Here is a 22,511-nt window from a genome sequence, read left to right on the forward strand (position 1 = left end):
CTACAACAGATGGGTTGTCATGCGTAAAGCGAAGATCGTCTGCACTCTCGGGCCCGCGACGAACACCTATGAGCAGATCAGGACGCTCATCGAGTCCGGGATGAACGTGGCTCGGATGAACCTCAGCCACGGGACTCACGACGACCACGAGAAGGTGTACGCGAACATCCGCCGCGCCGCCGACGACCTCGGACGCAACGTCGCCGTGCTGGTCGACCTGCAGGGCCCCAAGATCCGTCTGGGCAAGTTCGAGGACGGCCCGCACCAGCTCGAGGTCGGCGACAGCTTCGTCATCACCACCGAGGACATCATCGGCACCCGCGAGCGGGTCTCCACGACGTTCAAGGGCCTGCCGGGCGACTGCCGCCCCGGCGACGTCCTGCTGATCGACGACGGCAAGGTCTCCGTGCGCGTCACCGAGGTCACCGACACCGACGTCCGCACCGTCGTCGAGGTCCCCGGTCCGGTCTCCGACTCCAAGGGCATCAACCTCCCGGGCGTGGCCGTCTCCGTCCCCGCCATGAGCGAGAAGGACATCGCGGACCTGCGCTGGGGCCTGCGCCTCGGCGCGGACCTCATCGCCCTGTCCTTCGTGCGCGACGCGCACGACATGGACGACGTGCTGCGCATCATGCACGAGGAGGAGCGCCGCGTCCCCGTCATCGCCAAGATCGAGAAGCCGCAGGCCGTGCGCGCCCTGCGCCAGATCGTCGGCGCCTTCGACGGCATCATGGTCGCCCGCGGCGACCTCGGCGTCGAGCTGCCCCTGGAGCAGGTGCCGCTGGTGCAGAAGCGCGCCATCGAGCTCGCCCGCCGCAACGCGAAGCCGGTCATCGTCGCCACCCAGGTGCTCGAGTCGATGATCACCGCCCCGCGCCCCACCCGCGCCGAGGCCTCCGACTGCGCCAACGCGATCCTCGACGGCGCGGACGCCGTCATGCTCTCCGGCGAGACCAGCGTCGGCGCGTACCCCTTCGAGGCGGTCCGCACCATGGCGCGGATCATCACCAACACGGAGGAGAACGGCGCCGATCGCATCATGCCGCTGGGCACCATCCCGCACACCCGCGGCGGTGCCATCACCCGCGCGGCCGCGGAGATCGGCGACCAGCTCTCCGCCCAGTACCTCGTGACCTTCACCGAGTCCGGCGACACCGCCCGCCGCCTGGCGCGCCTGCGCCCGACCATCCCCCTGCTGGCGATGACCCCGTACGAGCATGTGCGCCACCAGCTGTCGATGTCCTGGGGCATCGAGGCGCAGCTGGTGCCGATGCAGCGCAACACCGACGAGATGGTCCGCGTCGTCGACGACCTGCTGCGCGAGCAGAAGGGCCTGCAGCCCGGCGACCTCGTGATCATCGCCGCCGGTTCGCCCCCCGGCGTGCACGGCTCGACCAACACGCTGCGCGTGCACCGCATCGGTGACCTCGACGGCACCGAGTCGGCCCGCATCGAGGCCGATCGCATCGCCCAGGGTCCGCAGGACATCTGAGATCCGCCTCCGACGGGGGCCTTCCGCTGCGGCGGGAGGCCCCCGTCGGCGTTCGGGCCGTCTCGTCCTCGGGACGGGGACGCGGCCCAGCGCCGCCACCGCGCTCCGGTGCGCCGGCGCATCCCCGAACGCATGATCCACGACAGACGACGCCGGCATCGGTGTCGGGGAGGACCCGGACCACGTTGACGCACCCTCCCGCCGAGCACGCCGTCGTGCTCCTGCACGGCTGGCCGGTGACGCCGGCCCACTGGCGCGGGCTGCTCCCCGCCCTGCGCCGTGCCGGATTCGCGCCCCTCCCGGTCACCCTGCCCGGCCTCGGCGCAGCCCCCGGGGATACGCCTGACCTCCGCAAGAGCGCTCTCGCGCGCGGACTGCAGGAGAAGCTCGCCGGGCTCGGGCACGCGCGGTTCGCGGTCATCGGACATGACTGGGGAGGATCGGTCGCCGCCCTCCTGGCCGCGGCGATGCCCGAGGCGGTCAGCGCGCTGGTGATCGAGGAGGAGATCCTGCCGGGAGTCGAGGTCGACATCCCCGCTCCGGGAGCCGACCACTATCCGACCTGGCATGGCCCGTTCAACCGGGTGCCGGGGCTGGCCGAGCAGCTCGTCCCGGGACGCGAGGAGGCCTACTACGGCTCCTTCCTGACGCAGAGCGCCGGTCCGGCCGGGCTGGAGCCGGAGATCCACCGCACCTATGTCGACGCCTACCGCACAGAAGGCGTCCTCGCCGCCGGGCTCGGCTACTACCGCACGCGCTCCGGCGACCTGGCAGATGTCGGGCAGCTGAGGAGGGACCCGATCTCCACGCCCGTCCTCGCGATCGGGGGTCGCTATGCGATGGGTTCCGCGGTCGCCGACGGCCTGCGAACGGTCGCGACGGACGTGCGCGGCCTCGTCCTGGAGCAGTCCGGGCACTATCCGGTCGAGCAGGAGCCGGAGACGGCCGCGCGAGCCATCGTCGAGTTCCTGAGCACCTGCGGCCGGGGCGAGACGCCGATCTCGGGGACGCGCCACGCGCCGTAGCGGGCACCGTGTCGCTGCCCGGATGTCGATCCGCCGATGAGCTCGGGGGAGGGTGCCGGCCAGGCCGGACGGCGGCGAGGGCGATGGGCCCTGCACCGCGGGCGTCCGTCCGTCAGATGTGCGGCTGCCAGTCCAGGACGCGACGGCACAGCTCGTCGACCGGCTGCGCGGACTCCAGGCGCAGGACGGGCTTCCGGAGCGTCTCCAGCCAGGCCTCGTGGGACCGGCGGCTGCGGCGGGGGAAGGCGGGGTCGTCGTACCCTATGGCCCATGCGAGGAAGGCGGACGTGGACGCGTCGTCGATGCTCTCGCCCTCTCGCCGGACATCCTGCCGACGCTCCAGGCGTCGCCGGCGCTCGTCCGGATCGAGGGTCAGGAAGACCACGGCGTCGCACCGATCGATCACGGAACGGCCCCAGCTGGTGATGTCCCCGGAGAGGACCCATGCCGCCCGCGGGACGAACATCGCCTCCATGAGCGCCACCCTCTCGTCCACGGAACGCGGCGTAGTGTACGCGGGGCTCGTCGGCACCCAGTAGAAGTCGTCGCTGTCGGCATGAGGGACCGACCAGGCCGTTGCCACCGCGCGACCGAGGGTCGTCGCCCCTGCGCCGGAGGCACCCATCACGTTCAGTCGGCACGGTCTCATCGGATCAGTATCTCGGGTGGCTGCCCGCCTGCTCGAGGGGGATGCTCGGGTCGAGCGGGTCCCTGCCCCGGACCGAGGAGGACAACGGGGCCCATCGGCGCGCGCGACCGTGCCGGGCAGCCGATCCACCGCCGCCTCCTGAGCTGGTCCGGGAGGTAGCGTGCAGCCATGACCGTTCCCGTGCGCGATGCGACCGCCGACGACATCCCCGGTGCTGCGCGGATGCTAGCCGCCGCCTTCGCCGAGTACCCGTGGACCCGCTGGTCGATCCCCGCCGCCGACTATGCGGCGCGCCTGGAGGAGCTGCAGGGGATCTACCTGCGTCATGCCCTCCGATGCGGGATCGTGCTCGTGGACGAGGCGCGACGCGGCGTCGCGGCGCTGCTCCCGCCCGATGCCCCGGAGCCCGCCGCAGCCGATCAGGCGCGGATCGCAGAGCTGATGGGGGAGAGGCTCGACGCCCTGCGCGCGGTCGAGCTCCCGCAGCGCCCTGCGGACTCCTGGGACCTGGCCGTGGTCGGCGTCCATCCCGACAGCTGGGGGAGGGGGATCGCCTCCGCGATCCTGACCGAGGGGCTGCGGCGCCTCGATGCCCGTCGCGCCACGACGTCCGTGGAGACCTCGGATGCCCGGAACGTGGCGCTGTATGCGCGGCATGGCTTCACCCCGACCGCGACGACCCGCATCCCCGACGGGCCGTCGGTCCACGCGATGCTGCGCGAACCGGCCAACCCGTGATGCGACGGACGCCCGCGCCCCGAGGCATGGCCGTTCGGGTCCCGCTGCGTAGCCGGCAGCGCGGCGGACTGGCGCGCACAGGACTCTTCGACGGGGCGAGACCGTGAACGCTCGCCTCCCAGCCGGCGCGCTGGTCACGGTCTGCGCACCTCCCGGCACGGGCAAGTCCACGGCGCTGCCCCATCTGATCGCGCGAGCCCATGGACGCGCCGTCGTCGCCGACATCGACGAGGTGCTCGAGGACGGCTCCCTCCTGGGCGTGAGGATCGCCGATGCCGCGGCGGCGCCGATCTGGCCCGCCTACGACCGTCTCTGGGCCCGGATCGCCGGGTTCGTGACCCGGGCCGGCGTCGACATGGTCCTCCTCACGCAGGTGCCCGATGCCCGTCCCGCGCCGGCTGCGGGGACGCTCCTCGGCTGGGAGGTCGACGACGAGCTGAGGGCCGCCCGCCTCCGAGGGCGCGGCGCGACCGAGGCGACCGTCCTCGACGCGCGATCGGACGCCAGGGCGCTGCGCGCGCTGCTGCCCGCGACGTCGATCGTCCGCACCCGCGGGGAGCAGACGCCGCAGGAATGCGCCGATCAGCTCTGGTTGGCCATCGAGCCCCATCTGGGCTCGTCCCGTCACTGAGGATGCCCTTCCGATGGGGAGTTCGCGTCCGTTCGCCCCGACCATCGGCTCCTGCCCCGGGATCGCTCCGGGCCAGGGGCCGGGAGCTCCGGTACCGGGTGCGGGACTCGAACCCGCACGCCCTTGCGGACAGCGCATTTTGAGTGCGCCGCGTCTACCATTCCGCCAACCCGGCGAGGATGCTCACGTCACCTGCCCGAACAGGGCACGGGACGCAGAGCCTGGACTAGGATATCCGAGGAAGACATCTGCTCCCGACCGGCTTCCGCCCCGATCAGCATCGGCTGCATGCGCCCTGCGCGTGCCGTCCGGAGATCGCCGAGGCGGTCGCGGCCCGCGGGACAGGGAGCCATGCGAGACGGACAGGGTGCTATGAACGACGAATCTGTGAACGAGTCCACCACCGACGCCGCGGAGGCCGCCCCGCGCCGCCGCGCCGTCGTCGCGGAGGACGAGAGCCTCATCCGGATGGACATCGTCGAGACGCTCACGGAGGCCGGCTTCGAGGTCGTCGCCGCCGTCGGCGACGGCGCCGCCGCCATCGAGAAGACCCGTGAGCTGCGCCCGGACATCGTCGTGATGGACGTGAAGATGCCGCAGACCGACGGCATCACCGCCGCCGAGAAGATCGGCGAGGAGAACCTCGCCCCCGTGGTGATGCTCACCGCCTTCTCGCAGACCGAGCTCGTCGAGCGGGCCCGCGACGCCGGCGCGATGGCGTACGTCGTCAAGCCCTTCACCCCGGCGGACCTGCTGCCGGCGATCGAGATCGCCGTCTCCCGCCACGCGCAGATCCTGCAGCTCGAGGCGGACATCGCCGACCTGGGCGAGCGCTTCGAGACCCGCAAGCGCGTGGACCGCGCCAAGGGCCTGCTGCAGTCGAACATGGGCCTCAGCGAGCCGGAGGCGTTCCGCTGGATCCAGAAGACCTCCATGGACCGCCGCCTGACGATGCGCGAGGTCGCCGACGCGGTCGTCGACCAGCTCGGGGGAGCCGGCAAGGACTGACCCTGCCGAGAACCGCGCCGCGCTGACATGGCCCGCCCGATCTCCCCGACGCGGCGCCGCGTCCTGGCCTCCCTGTCCTCAGGGGTGCTCGGGGCCGGCGCCCTCGCGGCGTGCACGCCCGGAGGGCGGCGGGGCCGCGGGCGGAGCCGCGCGACGACCCCGCCGCCGACGGCCTCGGAGCGCACCGCGCCCACGACTCCGCTGATCCTGGGAAGCATCGGCTCGACCTTCGGCGCCCCCGGGCAGTTCGAGGGACAGATCTCGCTCGCGATCGAGGAGGCGGTGCGCCGCGTCAACGTCCTCGCCGGCGGCGTCTTCGCGCAGGACGTGGTCCTCGAGACGAGGGCGGTGGTCGAGGCCCCGGGGGCCGATGTGGCCTCGCAGGTCGAGGCCCTCGCCGCGGCCGGGGTGAGCGTGCTGATCTCCTCCCTCGAGGACTCCCAGCTGCTCGAGGCCATCCCCGCCGCCGTCGAGCACCAGATGCTGGTGCTGTGCCCGTGGTCCTCCTCCGCCGCCGTGCGCAAGGACGACGCCAGCAACGGCATGCTGTTCCGCCTCGCCCCCGACGACACGGCCCTGGCCTCCCTCTGGGTGAAGGCCGCGATGGAGAACGCGCCCGAGGGCACCGTCCCCGGCACCATCGCCTACGTCTCCCCGGACACCCTGCAGGGGCGCAGCCTGCTCGCCGAGCTGTCCGAGCAGGCCGCCCCTCTCGGCGGCACGATGGTCATGGAGACCTTCTACCCGGCCGACGAGGACCTCGACGTGCAGGCCCTCGCGGCGCAGATCGCCGGGGCGCCGCCGGCTCTGCTGGTCCTCAACGGCGGCGCCGAGTGCGGGCCGCTCGCCAGCGCCGTGCACCAGGCCACCCTGGATGCCGGCGGCCGGGCGCAGCAGGCGATCCCGATCCGCCTGGGGCCCAACGCCTCGGTCGACTACCGCGACGCGTCGCTGCCGCCGGAGTCGCTGGAGCAGGCCGAGGGGTTCGAGCCCGGCGGCCCCGTGGGCGTGGACGTCGGCGACGGGCTGACGTTCGAGGACATGATGCTCAACCTCGACACCTCCCTGCTGCGGCGCGGCTACGCCTACTCCCAGCAGGCCTTCGACGCGGTCCTCATCGCCTGCCTGGCGGCCCGCCATGCCCTGAGCGTCGAGGGGACCGCGATCGCCGGATCCGTGCCCGAGGTGCTCTCGGGCACGACCGAGTGCACCGACTACGGCGCCTGCGACCGGCTGCTGCAGGACGCCGAGGACCAGGGAGCCACCGGGTCGATCCGCTACACGGGCGCCTCCGGGCCCCTCGAGCTGGGCGGGAACCGGGACGTGCGCGCCGGTCAGCTGCGGCGCATCACCTGGTCCGCGGCGGCCGAGAGGATCGTCGAGCCCGACGCGATCTCCTTCGAGATCCCGGGATGAGCGCTCAGGCCGGGCGCGGGGCGAGCAGCATCGTGCTCACCGTGACGGTGGACAGCAGCGCCTCGTCCTCGTCGAGGACCTCCACGAGGTAAGTCGCGACCTGCCGTCCCAGATGCAGCGCCCGGGCGGTCGCGATGACCACGCCCGTGCGCGCGGAGCGATGGTGCACGGCGGAGACGCTGGTGCCCACCGCCTGGGCCCCCTCGCCGTGGACGGACCGGGCCTGCAGGATCGCCGCCATCGAGGCGACCGATTCCGCGAGGGCGATGGTCGCCCCGCCGTGCAGCAGGCCCGCAGGCTGCGTGTTCCCCGCCACGGGCATCGTCATGGTGCCGCCGCGCCGGTCGAGGTCCTGCACCTGCATCCCGGTGCGCTCCATGAGGGTGCCGACCATGGCCTCCCGCATCGCGGCGAGGACGGCGGGATCGGCAGAGGTCTCGGACCGGGCATGGGAGGGCATGGGAACAGCGTGCCATACCCGTGCGTCGGCGCGTCGTGGGAGACTTCCCCCATGAGTTCGAGCGAGCTGACCGGCCAGAGGATCCTCCTGATCGACGGACACGCGATGGCGTTCCGGGCGTTCTTCGCCCTGCCCGCGGACCGCTTCACCGACGGACGCGGCCAGTCCACCAACGCGGTGTACGGATTCACCCGCATGATGTTCAACGTGGTGGCCTCCGAGCAGCCCACCCATGTGGTGGTCGCCTTCGATCTCCCCGGCGGCACGTTCCGCGACCGGATCTACGAGCAGTACAAGGGCGGCCGCGACGCCACGCCCGAGGCCTTCCACGGCCAGATCGGGCTGATCCAGCAGGTGCTGGACGCCCTGGGCATCGTCTGGCTGACCGTCCCCGACTACGAGGCCGATGACATCATCGCCACCCTGGCCGCCCGCGCCGCCGCGCAGGAGGGCGAGGCGCTGATCGTCACCAGCGACCGCGACGCCATCCAGCTGGTCGACGAGCGTGTGACCCTGCTGCAGCCGGTCAAGGGCGTCACCGAGATGCGACGCATGGATCCCGCGGCCGTGATGGAGAAGTACCAGCTCGCCCCGGCGCGCTACCCGGACCTGGCCGCCCTGGTGGGGGAGAGCGCCGACAACCTGCCCGGTGTGCCCGGCGTCGGCCCCAAGACGGCGGCGAAGTGGATCCAGAAGTACGGCGACCTCGAGGGCGTGCTCGAGCACGCCGAGGAGATCGCCGGCAAGGCCGGACAGTCCCTGCGCGAGAACATCGACGGCGTGCGCCGCAACCGCCTCATGAACGCCGCGGTCACCGACCTCGAGCTCCCCGTTGATGCGTCGGCCTTCACCCTCGGCCGCGGCGACCGCACCGCCGCGCTCGCGGTCTTCGACGAGCTCGCCTTCGGCGACACGACGCGTCGCGACCTCCCGGACCTCTTCTTCCCCGAGGGCGCCGCGGCGCCGGAGCCCCTCGCGGGGCAGGAGGTCCCCGCGGATCTCCCGATCGCCGGGGCCGAGGATCTGCGGGCGCTGCTCGCGGCGGCCCCCTTCGAGCTGGCGCTGGATGTCGCCGACGACGTCCGCGGCGGGGCGCTGCTGGGCATCGCGACCACCGGACGCCGCGGCGTCCTGGCCCTCGAGCAGCTGGACCAGGACGCCTCGTCCGCCCTGGCCGAGGTGCTGGACTCCGCCGAACTCGTCCATGTCGCCGACGTCCCCGCCGTGCGCGTCTGGCTGCGCGCCCAGGGGTACGAGCTCACCGCCCCGGTGCGGGACCTGGCGCTGGAGGCCTTCGTGCTGCGGCCGGGCGCCCGCAGCTACGACGCCGAGAGCCTGGCGCACGACCTGCTCGGCACCGTCCTGGATCCGCGCCCGCGCAGGCCCACGCCGGCGACCCTGAAGAAGGAGACGGCGGAGGCACGCGCCGAGCACCTCGCCGTGGCCTCCGCCCGGCTCGCCGACTCCGCGGCCGCGCTGCTCCCGGTCGCCGCGCACCTGGATGCGGCGCAGGAGGAGGAGCCCTGGACGCGGCCGCTGCTCGAGCAGCTGGAGGTCCCGCTGCAGCGGGTGCTGGAGACCCTCCATGAGCGGGGCATCGCGATCGACCGGCCCACCCTGGACCAGCTCAAGGACGAGTTCGACGGCTTCGTCGCCCAGGCCCGCCGGGAGGCCGGGGCGATCGTGGGGGAGGAGGTCAACCTCGCGTCCCCCAAGCAGCTGCAGGCCGTGCTGTTCGAGACCCTGGCCCTGCCCAAGACCCGCAAGATCGCCTCGGGCTACTCGACCGATGCGGAGTCGCTGATCGACCTGCGGGACTCCCTGCCTCCGGAGTCCTCGGGCCATGCCTTCCTGTCCTGGCTGCTGCGGTTCCGCGAGATGAGCAAGCTCACCGGGTACGTGAGCGGGCTGGACGCGGCGACCGACGGCACCGGCCGCGTCCACACCACCTTCCAGCAGACCGCCGCCGCGACCGGCCGGCTGGCCTCGACGGAGCCGAACCTCCAGAACATCCCCGTGCGCACGGCGGAGGGGCGCCGGCTGCGCGGCGTCTTCGCCGCGGGCGACGGCTACGAGGCGCTGCTGACCGCCGACTACTCGCAGATCGAGATGCGCATCATGGCGCATCTGTCCGAGGACGCCGGCCTCATCGAGGCCTTCCGCTCGGGGGAGGACCTGCACCGCTTCGTCGCCTCCCGGGTGTTCTCCGTCGCCCCGGAGGACGTCGATGCGGCCATGCGCTCGAAGACGAAGGCCGTCAGCTACGGCCTGGCCTACGGCCTGAGCGCCTTCGGCCTCGCCCGTCAGCTGCGGATCAGCCAGGCCGAGGCGACCGCCCTGCGGGACGGGTACTTCGAGCGCTTCGGCGGCGTGCGCGACTACCTGCGCGCCAGCGTGGACCGTGCCCGGGAGACGGGCTACACCGAGACCATCCTCGGGCGCCGCCGCTACCTCCCCGACCTGCGCAGCGACAACCGCCAGCGCCGGGAGAACGCCGAGCGGGTCGCCCTGAACTCGCCGATCCAGGGCAGCGCGGCGGACATCATCAAGCTCGCCATGCTCGCGGTCGAGTCGCGGATGCGCGAGGCCGGGCTCGGCTCCCGCATGCTGCTGCAGGTGCACGACGAGCTCGTGGTCGAGGTCGCCCCGGGAGAGCTCGAGCAGGTCCGCGAGATCGTCGTGGACGGCATGGACGGCGCCTACGAGCTGTCCGTGCCGCTCGAGGTGGGGGTGGGCATCGGCCGCACCTGGCTCGACGCCGCGCACTGAGCGGGCCGAGCGCCGCGCCGTGCGCGGGGGCCGATGGGCATGCCCGCCGGGCCCCCGCGCGCCCGGCGGGTCCGCTCGGGGGCGCTGCGAGCGCATCCCGGGCGCGCACCGGGAGCACGCCCGGCGGCATGTGCGACGGGGCATGCGGAAAAGCCGTCGTCACCGAGACGCGGCCCTGCTATGCTTGAGTCCGTCTGTGCGCTGACCGCGCCCGGATGTTCGTCCCCGTTCCTACTCATTCCTGTTCCTACGGAGTTCCGACCTACATGACCGACACCACCGCCCCTCAGATCGCCATCAACGACATCGGCACGGCCGAAGATCTCATGGCCGCCATCGATTCGACCATCAAGTACTTCAACGATGGCGACATCGTCGAGGGCACCGTGGTGAAGGTCGATCGCGACGAGGTCCTGCTCGACATCGGCTACAAGACCGAAGGCGTCATCCCGTCCCGCGAGCTCTCCATCAAGCACGACGTCGACCCCTCCGAGGTCGTCGAGGTCGGCGACGAGGTCGAGGCCCTGGTCCTCCAGAAGGAGGACAAGGAGGGTCGCCTGATCCTGTCCAAGAAGCGCGCCCAGTACGAGCGCGCCTGGGGCACGATCGAGCAGATCAAGGAGGACGAGGGCGTCGTCACCGGTCACGTCATCGAGGTCGTCAAGGGCGGCCTGATCGTCGACATCGGCCTGCGCGGCTTCCTCCCCGCCTCCCTCGTCGAGATGCGCCGCGTCCGCGACCTGCAGCCGTACGTCGGCCAGGAGATCGAGGCCAAGATCATCGAGCTCGACAAGAACCGCAACAACGTGGTCCTCTCGCGTCGCGCCTACCTGGAGGAGACCCAGTCCGCGGTCCGCTCCGACTTCCTGCAGACCCTGCAGAAGGGCCAGGTCCGCGAGGGCGTCGTGTCCTCGATCGTCAACTTCGGCGCCTTCGTCGACCTGGGCGGCGTGGACGGCCTCGTGCACGTCTCCGAGCTGTCCTGGAAGCACATCGACCACCCCTCCGAGGTCGTCGAGGTCGGCACCAAGGTCAAGGTCGAGGTCCTGGACGTCGACATGGACCGCGAGCGCGTCTCCCTGTCGCTGAAGGCGACCCAGGAGGACCCGTGGCAGCTGTTCGCGCGCACCCACGCCATCGGCGAGGTCGTGCCCGGCAAGGTCACCAAGCTGGTCCCCTTCGGTGCGTTCGTCCGCGTCGAGGACGGCATCGAGGGCCTCGTGCACATCTCCGAGCTGGCCGTGCGCCACGTGGATCTGCCCGAGCAGGTCGTCACCGTCGACCAGGACGTCTTCGTCAAGGTCATCGACATCGATCTCGAGCGTCGCCGCATCTCGCTCTCGCTCAAGCAGGCCAACGAGGGCGTCGACCCCGAGGGCGACGACACCACCTTCGACCCGGCCCTCTACGGCATGGCCGCGGAGTACGACGCCAACGGCGAGTACAAGTACCCCGAGGGCTTCGACCCGGAGACCAACGAGTGGCTCGAGGGCTACGACGCGCAGCGCGAGGAGTGGGAGGCCCAGTACGCGGCCGCCTACGAGCGCTGGACCGCGCACAAGGCCCAGGTCGCCGAGGCGCTCAAGGCCGACGAGGAGTCCGCTTCCGGCGCCAGCACGCAGACCGAGTCCGCTGCTCCGGCCCCGGCCGCCCAGGCCTCCTACCAGTCGAGCTCCTCGGACGAGGGCACGCTCGCCTCGGACGAGGCCCTGGCCGCCCTGCGCGCCAAGCTCACCGGCAACTGATCGGACCGGAGGCCGGCCGCGCGCCGGCCTCCGCCTGATCGCCCGACGGGGCACCACCGCATCGGTGGTGCCCCGTCGTCGTCCGCGGCGGGCGAGCGCGGTGGCCCGCGCGGGGAACCTCGGGCAGACTGTCCTCATGACCACCACTTTCGATGACCGTCCTGTCAGCACCTGGCTCACCGACATGGACGGGGTGCTCGTCCATGAGCAGATGGCGCTGCCGGGGGCGGCGGAGTTCATCGCCGAGCTGCAGCGCTGCGGGCGCCGCTTCCTGGTCCTCACCAACAACTCGATCTTCACGCCTCGGGACCTGCGTGCCCGTCTCGCGCGCGCCGGGATCGACCTGGAGGAAAACGCGATCTGGACCAGCGCCCTGGCCACCGCGCAGTTCCTGTCCGAGCAGTCCCCGGGCGGCTCCGCGTACGTGATCGGAGAGGCCGGCCTGACCAGCGCCATGCACGAGGCCGGCTTCATCCTCTCGGACACCGACGTCGAGTTCGTGGTGCTGGGGGAGACGCGCACCTACTCCTTCGAGGCCATCACGCGGGCGATCCGCCTGATCGGCTCCGGGGCGAAGTTCATCGCGACGAACCCGGACGTGACCGGGCCCAGCCCGGAGGGGCCGCTGCCGGCCACCGGGGCGGTCGCGGCGATGATCACGGCCGCGACCGGCATCCAGCCCTACTACGTGGGCAAGCCCAACCCGCTCATGATGCGCACGGCGCTGAACCGCATCGAGGCCCACTCGGAGACCTCCGTGATGATCGGCGACCGGATGGACACCGACGTGAAGTCCGGCCTGGAGGCGGGCATGCGCTCGATCCTCGTGATGACGGGGTCGACGCGTCCGGAGGAGATCACCCGCTTCCCGTACCGGCCCTCGCTCGTGCTGGACGGCATCAAGGACGTGGTGCCGCTGATCGACGGTCTCACCCCCCTTCCCTCGGTCGAGCTCGACGAGGACTGAGAGGTCCCGGGGCGGCGGATGGTTGACGCCCACGCGTCCGCATGCCATGGTGTTGCTCGGTTGATGATTCGGTAAAGCCGTGGTCAAGTGTCCAGGTTCTTCGGGCCTGGCGGGCCACGGAGCATCGGCCGGAGGCGTTGCACGGCGCCTCGCACCGACAGCAAGGAAGTCCCCGCATGCCGTACCGCCCCCGTCGCACCGCCGTCGCGACCGTCGCCGCCCTGACCGCCCCGGTCCTGGCCGGCCTCGGGTTCGCCGCCGCCGCCTTCGCGACCGCCCCGGCGGTCCCCGCCCATCTGCCGACGGAGCCGTCCGCCGCGGAGACGACGGACTCCGCGCCCGCCCCCACCCAGCTCATCGCCGCCGGGCCGGGGGTCTTCACCCCGGAGCAGCGCGCCGGCAGCGACCGCACGGTGCCCCGCGACCTCGTCGAGGACCGCCTGGCCGAATGGGTCGCCCTGCCCGGCCAGGTCGACGACGCGTTCTGCACCGGCACCCTGTCCACGGAGAGGCCCGGGCAGTTCTCGACCTGCTCCATCACGGACGCGTCCGGGCAGAAGCAGACCTACTACGGCTACGTCGCCGAGAGCCTCGCCTACGGCTCCGACTTCCAGCTGTTCTACGCCGAGGGGGCGCCGCTGTCCGACGAGGCGACCGCCGTGCTCACCGACGAGGACGCCGCCGTGATCGTGTATCCCGTCTATGACGAGACCTCCGCGGTCAAGCCCCGCTCCCTGACCTCCCAGCGGGCGGTCTCCGCCGGCAACCGGATCCTGGAGCTCGCGGGCCAGCGGGATCTGCGGATCGTCTCGGTGCTGGACCGGGTGGACCTGACCTCGCCGGAGCCCGTCGAGGCCGTGGCCGAGGACCGGACCACCGGTGCGGTGCGCACCGTGCACCTGCTGCCGGTGGTGATGGAGGGGGAGAGCCCCGTCCTGGTGGTGAGCGTGGAGGCCGTCTGACCTCGTCCCATGAGAGAATCGCGCTCATGCTTCGATGGATCACCGGTGGGGAATCCCACGGCCAGTCCCTGATCGCCCTCCTCGACGGCGTCCCCGCCGGGATCGCCCTGACGACGGACGATCTCCGTGCCGTCCTGGCGCGCCGTCGCCTCGGCCACGGCCGCGGCACCCGGCAGAAGTTCGAGCAGGACGTCGTGCGCGTGCTCGGCGGCCTGCGCCACGGCGTGACCATGGGCTCGCCGATCGCGATCGAGATCGCCAACAGCGAGTGGCCCAAGTGGGAGAAGGTCATGTCCGCCGATCCCGTCGCCCGCGAGGACCTGATGGTCGACGCCGGCACCGGGGACGAGCGCGAGATCGCCCGCAACAAGCCCCTGACCCGCCCGCGCCCCGGCCATGCCGATCTCGCCGGCGTGCTCAAGTACGGCTTCGACGAGGTGCGCCCGGTCCTCGAGCGGGCCAGCGCCCGCGAGACCGCGGCGCGGGTCGCCGCCGGCAAGGTCGCGGCGGCGCTGCTCGAGCAGGCCGCCGGCATCCGCCTGGTCTCCCACACCCTCTCCGTCGGGCCGATCCGCGTCCCGGAGGACGCCCCGCTGCCCACCCCGGAGGACGGCGCCGTCCTCGACGCGGATCCGGTGCGCTGCTTCCACCCGGAGACCTCCGCGCGGATGGCCGCCGAGATCGACGCGTGCAAGAAGGACGGCGACACCCTGGGCGGGGTGGTCGAGGTCCTCGCCTACGGGATGCCCATCGGCCTGGGATCGCACACCCAGTGGGACCGGCGGCTGGACGGGAAGCTCGCCCAGGCGATCATGTCGATCCAGGCGATGAAGGGCGTGGAGATCGGCGACGGCTTCGCCACCGCCGCCCGGCGCGGCTCCGCGGCGCACGACGAGATCCTCGCCGGGGCGGACGCCGCCAGCACCCAGCGGGCGAGCAACCGCGCCGGCGGGCTCGAGGGCGGCATCTCCAACGGCCAGGTGATCCGGGTGCGCGGGGCGCTGAAGCCGATCTCCACCGTGCCGCGCGCCCTGCGCACCGTCGACATCGTCACCGGGGAGCAGGCCACCGCCAACCATCAGCGCTCGGACGTGTGCGCCGTCGCGCCCGCCGCGGTGATCGCCGAGGCCATGGTCGCGCTCACCCTGGCCGATGCCCTGCTCGAGAAGGCCGGAGGGGACAGCGTGGAGGAGATCCGCGCCCACCTGTCCGCGACCGGAGCGCTGCAGCGGGAGGGCAGGGAGGGCTCCGCCTCGTGAGCGGAGCGGACGCCGGCCCCTGCATCGTCCTCATCGGCCCGATGGCCGCGGGCAAGAGCAGCATCGGCCGCCGGCTGGCCTCGCTGCTCGAGGTGCCCTTCGCCGACCTCGACGACCTCGTCGTCGAGCGCGACGGCCGCGAGATCCCGGACATCTTCGCGGCCGACGGCGAGGAGTCCTTCCGCGCCCTCGAGGCCCGCGTGCTCACCGAGGCGCTGCGCACCCACCGGGGCGTCCTCAGCCTCGGCGGCGGGGCGCCGATGACCGCGTCGGTCCAGCCGCTGCTGCGGCAGGCGCCGGTGGCGCTGCTGGAGATCGGGCCCGAGACCGCCGCGCGGCGCATCGGCACCGGCACCGGCCGGCCGATGCTGCGCGGCGAGGACCCCCTGCAGCGCTGGACCCGCCTGGCCGAGGAGCGCACCCCCACCTACCGCGCGCTCGCCCGCTGGCGCATCGACGCCGATCGCGGATCGGTCACCGGCCTGGCCCGCCGCCTCGCCGACCTGATCCGCACCCCCGCCCCCACCTCCTCCGGGAAGGACCGCGCATGAGCACCACCGTCATCCCCGTCAGCACGCCCACCGGGAGCTACGACGTCCACGTGGGGCGCGGGATCCTCGCGCAGCTGCCGGAGCACGTCCCCTCCCGGGTGCGGCGCATCGTCGTGGTCCACCAGCCGAGCCTGCGGCAGGTCGCCGAGCAGCTGCGCGAGGCGCTGCTGGCCAGCGGCCGCGAGGCCTTCCTCGCCGAGGTCCCCGACGGGGAGGAGGCCAAGACCGCCCAGGTCGCCGGCTTCCTCTGGGGAGTGTGCGGGCAGGCCGAGATCGGCCGCACCGACCTGGTGATCGGCCTGGGCGGCGGCGCCGCGACCGATCTGGCCGGCTTCGTCGCCGCGACCTGGCTGCGCGGCGTGGACGTGCTGCAGGTCCCCACCACGGTCGCCGCCATGGTCGATGCCGCCGTCGGCGGGAAGACGGGGATCAACACCGCCGAGGGCAAGAACCTCGTCGGCTCCTTCCACCCGCCGATCGCCGTGGTCGAGGACCTCGACGTCCTGGCCGGGCTCGGCGCCCATGACGTCGCCGCGGGCCTCGCCGAGGTCGTCAAGGGCGGGTTCATCGCCGACGAGCGCATCCTCGAGATCGTCGAGGCCGATCCCTCCGCCGTGCTGGACGTGTCCAGCGAGGCCTTCCGCGAGGTCGTCGAGCGGAAGATCCGGGTGAAGGCGAAGGTCGTCTCCGCGGACCTCACCGAGCAGGGGGACCGCGAGATCCTCAACTACGGGCACACCCTGGCCCACGCGATCGAGCGCAACGAGCGCTACCAGTGGCGCCACGGCGCCGCGGTGAGCGTGGGGATGATGTTCGCCGCCGAGCTGTCCCATCTCGCCGGGAAGCTCTCCGAGCAGGACGTGAACCGCCACCGCGAGATCCTCACCTCCCTGGGGCTGCCCACCACCTACCGCGACCGCCAGTGGCCCAAGCTCGAGGACGCCATGCGCCGGGACAAGAAGACCCGCGCCGGCACGCTGCGGTTCATCGTGCTGGACCGGGTGGGCAAGGTCTCCCGCCTCGAAGGACCGGACCCCGCGCTGCTGCTGGCCGCGTACGACGCGGTCACCGAGGGATGATCCCGGCGGCGCCGCTGGACGGCAGCGGGCCGACGGCCGTGATCGTCCCGGTCACCGCGGCGGATCCGGCGCGGCTGGCGCAGGAGGTCCGGACGGCGGCCGATGCCGCCCCGGATCTCCTCGAGTGGCGGGCCGACCCGCTGCTCGCCGCCGGGCACGCCGGAGCGGTCGCCTCGCTCGCGCAGACGGTGCGGGAGGCCGCCGGGGACATCCCCCTGCTGGTCACGGTGCGCACGCGCGCCGAGGGCGGCGCGGCGGACCTGACCGGCGTTGCGACCACGACGCTGCACGAGCGGCTGCTGGCCACCGGGGCGGCGGACCTCCTGGACGTCGAGATGCTCACGGACCCGACGGCCGCCCGGGCCTCCCTCGAGGCCGCGCATCGGGCCGGCGTGCGGGTGGTGGGATCCCACCACCGCTTCGACGCGACCCCGGACGAGGACGAGATGGTCGCGGCGCTGCACCGCATCGCCACCGCGGGGGCCGATGTCGCCAAGCTCGCCGTCATGCCGCACAGCCCGCAGGACGTCCTCGCGCTGATGCGCGCGACGCTGCGCGCCCACGAGGAGCTGCCGGTCCCGGTGGTGACCATGAGCATGGGGCCGCTGGGGGCCCTCAGCCGCCTGTCCGGCCCGCTCACGGGCTCGGCGGCGACCTTCGCGACCGTCGGCGCGGCCTCCGCCCCGGGACAGCTGACCCTGGCGCAGGTCCGCGCGGCCCTGGCCGCCCTGGCCGGCTGACCTGATCCCGGACCCGGCGCGGTCTGTCCCGCGGACGGCTCCTGACGGCCCGGTCCGGGGCCCCCGCCTCCGCGGCGGGAGCGCCGCTCAGGCCGGGGAGCCGGGGGAGCGGGGGCTGGCGGCGGAGGCGGCGGAGCCGAGGTCCTCGGCGACCAGATGGCCGTCGGCCGCATCGGGCGGGAGCACGGGGATGGCGCCGGTCTCGCGGGCCACGCGGCGCCGCTCGCTGCGGCGCACGCGGCGCACCATCGTGCGCATCTGGCTCGCCGAGAGGGTGACCTGCCAGTCCTGATGGCTGGGCAGGCCCCAGCTGCGCCACTGCGACAGGATCGCGAGGCTGGTCCCGAGCACCACGGCGACCAGGACCAGGGCGCCCGGCAGGTGCAGGGCCTGCACCAGGACGGCGCCGGTCGCGGTGACCAGGGCGCTGGTGGCGTACAGCGGCCCGCCCCCGAAGATCACCGGGATCCGCCCCACCAGGAGGTCGCGGATCGCGCCCCCGCCCACGGCGGAGACGATCCCCAGCAGGATCGCGGCCAGCACGTCCAGGCCTGCGGCGAGGGACTTCAGGGTGCCGGTGGCCGCCCACAGCCCCAGGGCCGTCGCATCCAGCCCCACCATGAGCCGGCGCCAGGCGGTGCCGTCCGCGGCGACCAGGAAGGAGAAGCCCGCGCCGGCGAGCGCGCACACCAGGTACCAGGGCCCGCCGAAGGCGGCCGGCACCCCCTGGTCCAGCATCACGTCGCGGAGGATCCCACCGCCGAGCCCGGAGACGATGCCGATGGCGGCGAAGCCGACCGGATCGAAGCGCAGCCCCCGCGCGATCGAGCCGCCGGTGATGCCCATGACGACCACGCCCACCAGGTCCAAGGCGCGCAGGAGGTCGTTGGAGGCGAGCAGCTGCACAGGGGTCACAGCAGGCCACGATAGGCGAGCCCATGCCTAGACTGACAGGTATGGAACGCTCCGTGACGGGATCCACCCTCGTGCGCATCGGACTCACCGGCGGCATCGGTGCGGGCAAGTCCACCGTCGCGGAGATCTGGCGCGAGGAGGGGGTCCGGGTGATCGACCTCGACGCCCATTCCCGGGCCGTGCTGGACCGGCCCGGGGAGGGCCTGGAGGAGGCGATCGCCCGGTTCGGGGAGCAGTACCGCAGCGATGCCGGCACCGCCGACCGGGAGGCGCTGGCCCGCCTGGTGTTCTCCGATGCCGCGGCCCGCGCCGACCTGGAGCGGATCGTCCTGTCCCGCGTGGACGCCGCGATCGCGGACGAGGAGGCGGCGGCCGTCGCGGCGGGGGAGCGGATGGTCGTCCACGACAGCCCGCTGCTGCTGGAGAAGGGCCACGACGACGGACGGTACCGGTGCGTGGTCGCGGTGATCGCCCCGCGCGAGCAGCGGCTGCGCCGCATCGAGGAGGGGCGGGGGCGGCCCCGCAGCTACACCGAGTCCGTGATGGGCGCCCAGGTCGGCGACCTCGAACGGATCCGCCGTGCCGATCGGCTGATCATGAACGGGCAGGGCCTGGAGGCCCTGCGCGCACGCTCCCTAACCCTGCTGGCCGCCCTGCGCGCCGAGCTCGGCGCCGCGGCCTCCCCGCCGCCCGCCCGGCCTGCGGCGCCGACCGCGGCCGTCCGCGAGACCGCCGCCGGGCAGTCCCGATGAGCGCGAGCGCCGTCCTGGACGCCCTGCGCCTGCCCCTCGTGGGAGCGCCGATGGCCGGGGGTCCCAGCACCCCGGGCCTGGCCGCCGCCGTCACCGAGGCCGGGGGACTGGGGAGCCTGGCCGCGGGATACCGCACCGCGGCGGAGGTGCGCGCGCAGATCGCGGCCGCCCGGGAGCTGACCGGCGGCCCGCTGAGCGTGAACGTCTTCATGGCCGAGACCCATCGTCCCGATCCCGCCGCGCTGGCGCGCTACGGAGAGGTCCTCGCCCCGTGGGCGCGGGAGGTCGGCCGGCCGGCGCCGCGGCCCGTCGTGGTCGACCCGGAGGTCGAGGCGCGCGAGGTCGAGGAGGTCCTCTCCGCGGCGCTGGACGCCCCCGGGCGCGGGATCGACCTGCTGACCACGACCTTCGGTCCGCCCTCGCCGGCGCAGGCCCGGCGGGTGCATGCCGCCGGCGTCGAGCTCGGCGTCACGGTGACCAGCGCCGCCGATGCCCGCAGCGTGCTCGCGCTCGCGCCGGAGGTGCTCGTCGTCCAGGGCCCCGAGGCCGGGGGCCACCGCAGCACCTTCCGCGCGGACGCCCCGCCGCCGCAGCTCCCGCTGCCCGGGCTGCTCGCCGAGGTCCGTGCCCTCGTGGGCTCCGCGGCCGATGCCCCGTCGCTGGTGGCCGCCGGCGGCGTCGCCTCGCGCACGCACGTGCGGGAGCTGCTCGCCCTCGGGGCCGACGCGGTGCAGATCGGGACGCTGCTGCTGGCGGCGGAGGAGGCCGGCACCCGGCCCGCGCATCGGCGCGCCCTGGGCGGCGACGCCCCCACCGTGGTCACGCGGGTGTACAGCGGGCGGCCGGCGCGGGCGATCCGCAGCCGCACCATCGACGAGCTGGGGCCCCACGAGATCACGGCCTATCCCCATGTCCATCGCATGACCGCGCCGCTGCGCGCCGCCGCGGGGGAGGACGCCGGGCGGCTGAACCTGTGGGCCGGCACCGGCCACGCCGCGGCCCGCCCGGGCACCGCCGCGGAGATCATCGGCCGCCTGGCTCCCTGACCCCGCGCGATCCCTGACCCCGCGCGATCCCCGACGCTGCGCGATCCCCGACGCTGCGCGGCCCCTGACGCTGCGCGGTCCTGGACCCCGCGCGATCCCCGGCCCGGCGCGCCGCTCCCCGCGCGATCCGGGCGCCGGACCCTGCGTGCCGCGCCACAGAGGTCACCTCCTGTCCGCCTCGGGTCGTAGGCTCGTCCCATGCGTCCCGTCACCGATCTCGTCCGCTCCGTCAACCCCTTCGAGGTCGTCTCCCCGTACCAGCCCTCGGGGGACCAGCCCCAGGCCATCGCCGAGCTCGCCCGCCGCATCGAGGCCGGGGAGCAGGACGTCGTCCTGCTCGGGGCGACCGGCACCGGCAAGAGCGCGACGACGGCCTGGCTCATCGAGAAGCTGCAGCGCCCCACCCTGGTGATGGCCCACAACAAGACGCTCGCCGCGCAGCTCGCGAGCGAGTTCCGCGAGCTGCTGCCGAACAACGCGGTCGAGTACTTCGTCTCGTACTACGACTACTACCAGCCGGAGGCGTACGTCCCGCAGTCGGACACGTACATCGAGAAGGACTCCAGCATCAACGCCGAGGTCGAGCGCCTGCGCCACAGCGCCACCAACTCGCTGCTGACCCGCCGCGACACCGTCGTGGTCAGCTCCGTCTCGTGCATCTACGGCCTGGGCACCCCGCAGGAGTACGTGGACCGCATGGTGCGCCTGGCCGTGGGCCAGCAGATCGATCTCGACGAGCTGCTGCACCGCTTCGTGGACATGCAGTACGACCGCAACGACGTCTCCTTCGAGCGGGGCACCTTCCGGGTGCGCGGCGACACCGTCGAGATCATCCCCATGTACGAGGAGCTCGCGATCCGCATCGAGTTCTTCGGCGACGAGATCGACGCGCTGTACACCCTGCACCCCGTGAGCGGCGAGGTGATCCGCAAGGAGGAGCAGATCCACGTGTTCCCGGCCTCCCACTACGTGGCCGGGCCCGAGCGCCTCTCCCGGGCGATCGAGTCGATCGAGGTCGAGCTCGCCGAGCGGCTCGAGGAGCTCGAGGGGCAGAACAAGCTGCTCGAGGCGCAGCGGCTGCGGATGCGCACCACCCACGACCTGGAGATGCTGCGCCAGACGGGCAGCACCAACGGCGTGGAGAACTACTCGCGCCACCTGGACGGGCGCGGACCGGGCACCGCCCCCAACACCCTCATGGACTACTTCCCCGAGGACTTCCTGCTGGTCATCGACGAGTCCCACGTGACCATCCCGCAGATCGGCGCCATGTACGAGGGGGACCGCTCGCGCAAGCGCACCCTGGTCGACTTCGGCTTCCGCCTGCCCAGCGCCCTGGACAACCGCCCCCTGACGTTCGACGAGTTCGTCCGGCGCACGGGGCAGACCGTCTACCTCTCGGCCACCCCGGCGGCCTACGAGCTGGAGCGCTCGCACGGCGCGGTGGAGCAGATCATCCGCCCGACGGGGCTGGTGGACCCGCGGGTGATCGTCAAGCCCGTCAAGGGGCAGATCGACGACCTGCGCGCCGAGATCGAGAAGCGGGTCGCGGCCGATGAGCGCGTGCTGGTCACCACCCTGACCAAGCGCATGGCCGAGGACCTCACCGACTACCTGCTCGAGAACGGGGTGCGGGTGCAGTACCTGCACTCCGACGTCGACACCCTGCGCCGTGTGGAGCTGCTGCGCCAGCTGCGCCTGGGGGAGTTCGACGTGCTGGTGGGCATCAACCTGCTGCGCGAGGGCCTGGACCTGCCGGAGGTGTCGCTGGTGGCGATCCTCGACGCGGACAAGGAGGGCTTCCTGCGCTCGCGCACCTCGCTGATCCAGACCATCGGCCGTGCCGCCCGCAACGTCTCCGGCGAGGTGCACATGTACGCCGACCGGGTCACCGACTCGATGCAGCAGGCGATCGACGAGACCAACCGGCGCCGCGAGAAGCAGATCGCCTACAACGAGGAGCACGGCATCGACCCGACGCCGCTGCGCAAGCGGATCGCGGACGTCACCGACATGCTGGCCCGTGAGGACATCGACACCGAGACCCTGATGTCGACCGACTACCGCTCGGGGAAGGACCGGGTCGCCCGGGACCGCGCCCGCTCGCAGGCGGTCGACGCCGTCTCGGCCCGCAGCGTCGACCTGGGCGACGACCCGGTCGGCTCGCTCACCGGCATGATCGACGAGATCACCGCCCAGATGCACCAGGCGGCGGAGACGCTCCAGTTCGAGGTCGCCGCGCGCCTGCGCGACGAGGTCACCGAGCTCAAGAAGGAGCTGCGGCGCATCCAGCGCAGCTCCTGAGGA

Annotated in this window: 20 protein-coding genes and 1 tRNA gene; 17 read left to right on the top strand and 4 right to left on the bottom strand. The window is 73.0% G+C overall.

Going from position 1 to position 22,511, the window contains the following annotated elements:
• Window positions 1–19 precede the first annotated feature (19 nt).
• Window positions 20–1,492, top strand: a complete 1,473-nt coding sequence (pyk, locus tag ABD234_RS00730; protein WP_038370280.1) for a pyruvate kinase — start codon at window positions 20–22, stop codon at window positions 1,490–1,492.
• Window positions 1,493–1,677: 185 nt separating this feature from the next.
• Entirely contained in the window at window positions 1,678–2,517 is an 840-nt protein-coding gene (locus tag ABD234_RS00735; protein ID WP_198025322.1) for an alpha/beta fold hydrolase, read from the top strand.
• A gap of 112 nt (window positions 2,518–2,629) precedes the next feature.
• Here ABD234_RS00735 and ABD234_RS00740 read toward each other — a convergent pair whose 3' ends face one another.
• The gene (locus ABD234_RS00740; protein WP_232226155.1) at window positions 2,630–3,013 is read right to left on the bottom strand and encodes a P-loop NTPase family protein; all 384 of its coding nucleotides are present in this window, start codon (window positions 3,011–3,013) and stop codon (window positions 2,630–2,632) included.
• A gap of 321 nt (window positions 3,014–3,334) precedes the next feature.
• On the opposite strand from ABD234_RS00740, the gene ABD234_RS00745 reads away from it, so the two are divergent.
• Together ABD234_RS00745 and ABD234_RS00750 are read left to right on the top strand one after the other, a co-directional pair.
• The gene (locus ABD234_RS00745) at window positions 3,335–3,904 is read left to right on the top strand and encodes a GNAT family N-acetyltransferase (RefSeq protein ID WP_038370278.1); all 570 of its coding nucleotides are present in this window, start codon (window positions 3,335–3,337) and stop codon (window positions 3,902–3,904) included.
• A 103-nt stretch (window positions 3,905–4,007) separates the two neighbouring features.
• Window positions 4,008–4,535 carry a hypothetical protein gene (locus tag ABD234_RS00750; protein ID WP_051486420.1) on the top strand — a complete coding sequence of 176 codons (528 nt, stop codon included), beginning with the start codon at window positions 4,008–4,010 and terminating at the stop codon, window positions 4,533–4,535.
• A 92-nt stretch (window positions 4,536–4,627) separates the two neighbouring features.
• On the opposite strand, the gene ABD234_RS00755 is transcribed toward ABD234_RS00750, so the two are convergent.
• A tRNA-Leu gene (locus tag ABD234_RS00755) sits at window positions 4,628–4,710 on the bottom strand.
• Between the two features lie 197 nt (window positions 4,711–4,907).
• On the opposite strand from ABD234_RS00755, the gene ABD234_RS00760 reads away from it, so the two are divergent.
• Both ABD234_RS00760 and ABD234_RS00765 read left to right on the top strand, forming a co-directional pair.
• Window positions 4,908–5,543, top strand: a complete 636-nt coding sequence (locus ABD234_RS00760) for an ANTAR domain-containing response regulator (protein WP_232226154.1) — start codon at window positions 4,908–4,910, stop codon at window positions 5,541–5,543.
• Window positions 5,544–5,570: 27 nt separating this feature from the next.
• On the top strand, window positions 5,571–6,959 hold the full coding sequence (locus ABD234_RS00765) for an ABC transporter substrate-binding protein (protein ID WP_051486418.1): 1,389 nt from the start codon (window positions 5,571–5,573) through the stop codon (window positions 6,957–6,959).
• Window positions 6,960–6,963: 4 nt separating this feature from the next.
• Here ABD234_RS00765 and ABD234_RS00770 read toward each other — a convergent pair whose 3' ends face one another.
• The gene (locus ABD234_RS00770) at window positions 6,964–7,419 is read right to left on the bottom strand and encodes a PaaI family thioesterase (RefSeq protein WP_084148184.1); all 456 of its coding nucleotides are present in this window, start codon (window positions 7,417–7,419) and stop codon (window positions 6,964–6,966) included.
• Between the two features lie 51 nt (window positions 7,420–7,470).
• Here ABD234_RS00770 and polA point away from each other — a divergent pair, with 51 nt between their 5' ends.
• From polA to aroD, 8 genes are all read left to right on the top strand, one after another.
• Window positions 7,471–10,188, top strand: coding sequence for a DNA polymerase I (gene polA, locus ABD234_RS00775; protein WP_038370277.1), 2,718 nt, complete (start codon window positions 7,471–7,473; stop codon window positions 10,186–10,188).
• A 266-nt stretch (window positions 10,189–10,454) separates the two neighbouring features.
• The gene (gene rpsA, locus ABD234_RS00780; RefSeq protein WP_038370276.1) at window positions 10,455–11,933 is read left to right on the top strand and encodes a 30S ribosomal protein S1; all 1,479 of its coding nucleotides are present in this window, start codon (window positions 10,455–10,457) and stop codon (window positions 11,931–11,933) included.
• A 136-nt stretch (window positions 11,934–12,069) separates the two neighbouring features.
• Window positions 12,070–12,900 carry an HAD-IIA family hydrolase gene (locus ABD234_RS00785; protein ID WP_038370275.1) on the top strand — a complete coding sequence of 277 codons (831 nt, stop codon included), beginning with the start codon at window positions 12,070–12,072 and terminating at the stop codon, window positions 12,898–12,900.
• A gap of 176 nt (window positions 12,901–13,076) precedes the next feature.
• Entirely contained in the window at window positions 13,077–13,862 is a 786-nt protein-coding gene (locus tag ABD234_RS00790; RefSeq protein WP_038370274.1) for a hypothetical protein, read from the top strand.
• Between the two features lie 26 nt (window positions 13,863–13,888).
• On the top strand, window positions 13,889–15,121 hold the full coding sequence (gene aroC, locus ABD234_RS00795) for a chorismate synthase (RefSeq protein ID WP_038370273.1): 1,233 nt from the start codon (window positions 13,889–13,891) through the stop codon (window positions 15,119–15,121).
• Window positions 15,118–15,672, top strand: coding sequence for a shikimate kinase (locus ABD234_RS00800; RefSeq protein ID WP_232226153.1), 555 nt, complete (start codon window positions 15,118–15,120; stop codon window positions 15,670–15,672). Before aroC ends, ABD234_RS00800 begins: the two co-directional genes overlap by 4 nt.
• Window positions 15,669–16,751 (top strand): 3-dehydroquinate synthase, encoded by a 1,083-nt coding sequence (gene aroB / locus ABD234_RS00805; RefSeq protein ID WP_038370271.1) that lies wholly within the window; start codon window positions 15,669–15,671, stop codon window positions 16,749–16,751. The genes ABD234_RS00800 and aroB overlap by 4 nt, the downstream gene beginning before the upstream one ends.
• Window positions 16,748–17,491 carry a type I 3-dehydroquinate dehydratase gene (aroD, locus tag ABD234_RS00810; protein ID WP_038370270.1) on the top strand — a complete coding sequence of 248 codons (744 nt, stop codon included), beginning with the start codon at window positions 16,748–16,750 and terminating at the stop codon, window positions 17,489–17,491. The genes aroB and aroD overlap by 4 nt, the downstream gene beginning before the upstream one ends.
• Before the next feature lie 87 nt (window positions 17,492–17,578).
• Here the strand turns inward: aroD and ABD234_RS00815 are convergent, their stop codons facing one another.
• Window positions 17,579–18,406 (bottom strand): trimeric intracellular cation channel family protein, encoded by an 828-nt coding sequence (locus tag ABD234_RS00815; protein ID WP_051486417.1) that lies wholly within the window; start codon window positions 18,404–18,406, stop codon window positions 17,579–17,581.
• Window positions 18,407–18,447: 41 nt separating this feature from the next.
• Here ABD234_RS00815 and coaE point away from each other — a divergent pair, with 41 nt between their 5' ends.
• From coaE to uvrB, 3 genes are all read left to right on the top strand, one after another.
• Complete coding sequence (gene coaE / locus ABD234_RS00820; RefSeq protein ID WP_084148183.1) at window positions 18,448–19,158, top strand: dephospho-CoA kinase; 711 nt, start codon at window positions 18,448–18,450, stop codon at window positions 19,156–19,158.
• A complete protein-coding gene (locus ABD234_RS00825; protein WP_038370269.1) occupies window positions 19,155–20,204 on the top strand; it encodes a nitronate monooxygenase in 1,050 nt (349 codons plus the stop codon). Before coaE ends, ABD234_RS00825 begins: the two co-directional genes overlap by 4 nt.
• A 198-nt stretch (window positions 20,205–20,402) precedes the next feature.
• Window positions 20,403–22,508, top strand: a complete 2,106-nt coding sequence (uvrB, locus tag ABD234_RS00830) for an excinuclease ABC subunit UvrB (protein WP_038370268.1) — start codon at window positions 20,403–20,405, stop codon at window positions 22,506–22,508.
• The last annotated feature ends 3 nt before the right edge of the window (window positions 22,509–22,511 follow it).

Origin of the sequence: Brachybacterium phenoliresistens, from assembly GCF_039530785.1 — a bacterium.
GTDB lineage: Bacteria > Actinomycetota > Actinomycetes > Actinomycetales > Dermabacteraceae > Brachybacterium > Brachybacterium phenoliresistens.

What these genes read in the sequence shown, in the direction of transcription:
- aroC (WP_038370273.1), top strand. Translation starts at nt 13,889, where the DNA reads ATGCTTCGATGGATCACCGGTGGGGAATCCCACGGCCAGTCCCTGATC.
- ABD234_RS00745 (WP_038370278.1), top strand. Translation starts at nt 3,335, where the DNA reads ATGACCGTTCCCGTGCGCGATGCGACCGCCGACGACATCCCCGGTGCT.
- coaE (WP_084148183.1), top strand. Translation starts at nt 18,448, where the DNA reads ATGGAACGCTCCGTGACGGGATCCACCCTCGTGCGCATCGGACTCACC.
- ABD234_RS00765 (WP_051486418.1), top strand. Translation starts at nt 5,571, where the DNA reads ATGGCCCGCCCGATCTCCCCGACGCGGCGCCGCGTCCTGGCCTCCCTG.
- pyk (WP_038370280.1), top strand. Translation starts at nt 20, where the DNA reads ATGCGTAAAGCGAAGATCGTCTGCACTCTCGGGCCCGCGACGAACACC.
- uvrB (WP_038370268.1), top strand. Translation starts at nt 20,403, where the DNA reads ATGCGTCCCGTCACCGATCTCGTCCGCTCCGTCAACCCCTTCGAGGTC.
- ABD234_RS00770 (WP_084148184.1), bottom strand. Translation starts at nt 7,419, where the DNA reads ATGCCCTCCCATGCCCGGTCCGAGACCTCTGCCGATCCCGCCGTCCTC.
- aroB (WP_038370271.1), top strand. Translation starts at nt 15,669, where the DNA reads ATGAGCACCACCGTCATCCCCGTCAGCACGCCCACCGGGAGCTACGAC.
- aroD (WP_038370270.1), top strand. Translation starts at nt 16,748, where the DNA reads ATGATCCCGGCGGCGCCGCTGGACGGCAGCGGGCCGACGGCCGTGATC.
- polA (WP_038370277.1), top strand. Translation starts at nt 7,471, where the DNA reads ATGAGTTCGAGCGAGCTGACCGGCCAGAGGATCCTCCTGATCGACGGA.
- ABD234_RS00760 (WP_232226154.1), top strand. Translation starts at nt 4,908, where the DNA reads ATGAACGACGAATCTGTGAACGAGTCCACCACCGACGCCGCGGAGGCC.
- rpsA (WP_038370276.1), top strand. Translation starts at nt 10,455, where the DNA reads ATGACCGACACCACCGCCCCTCAGATCGCCATCAACGACATCGGCACG.
- ABD234_RS00785 (WP_038370275.1), top strand. Translation starts at nt 12,070, where the DNA reads ATGACCACCACTTTCGATGACCGTCCTGTCAGCACCTGGCTCACCGAC.
- ABD234_RS00825 (WP_038370269.1), top strand. Translation starts at nt 19,155, where the DNA reads ATGAGCGCGAGCGCCGTCCTGGACGCCCTGCGCCTGCCCCTCGTGGGA.
- ABD234_RS00790 (WP_038370274.1), top strand. Translation starts at nt 13,077, where the DNA reads ATGCCGTACCGCCCCCGTCGCACCGCCGTCGCGACCGTCGCCGCCCTG.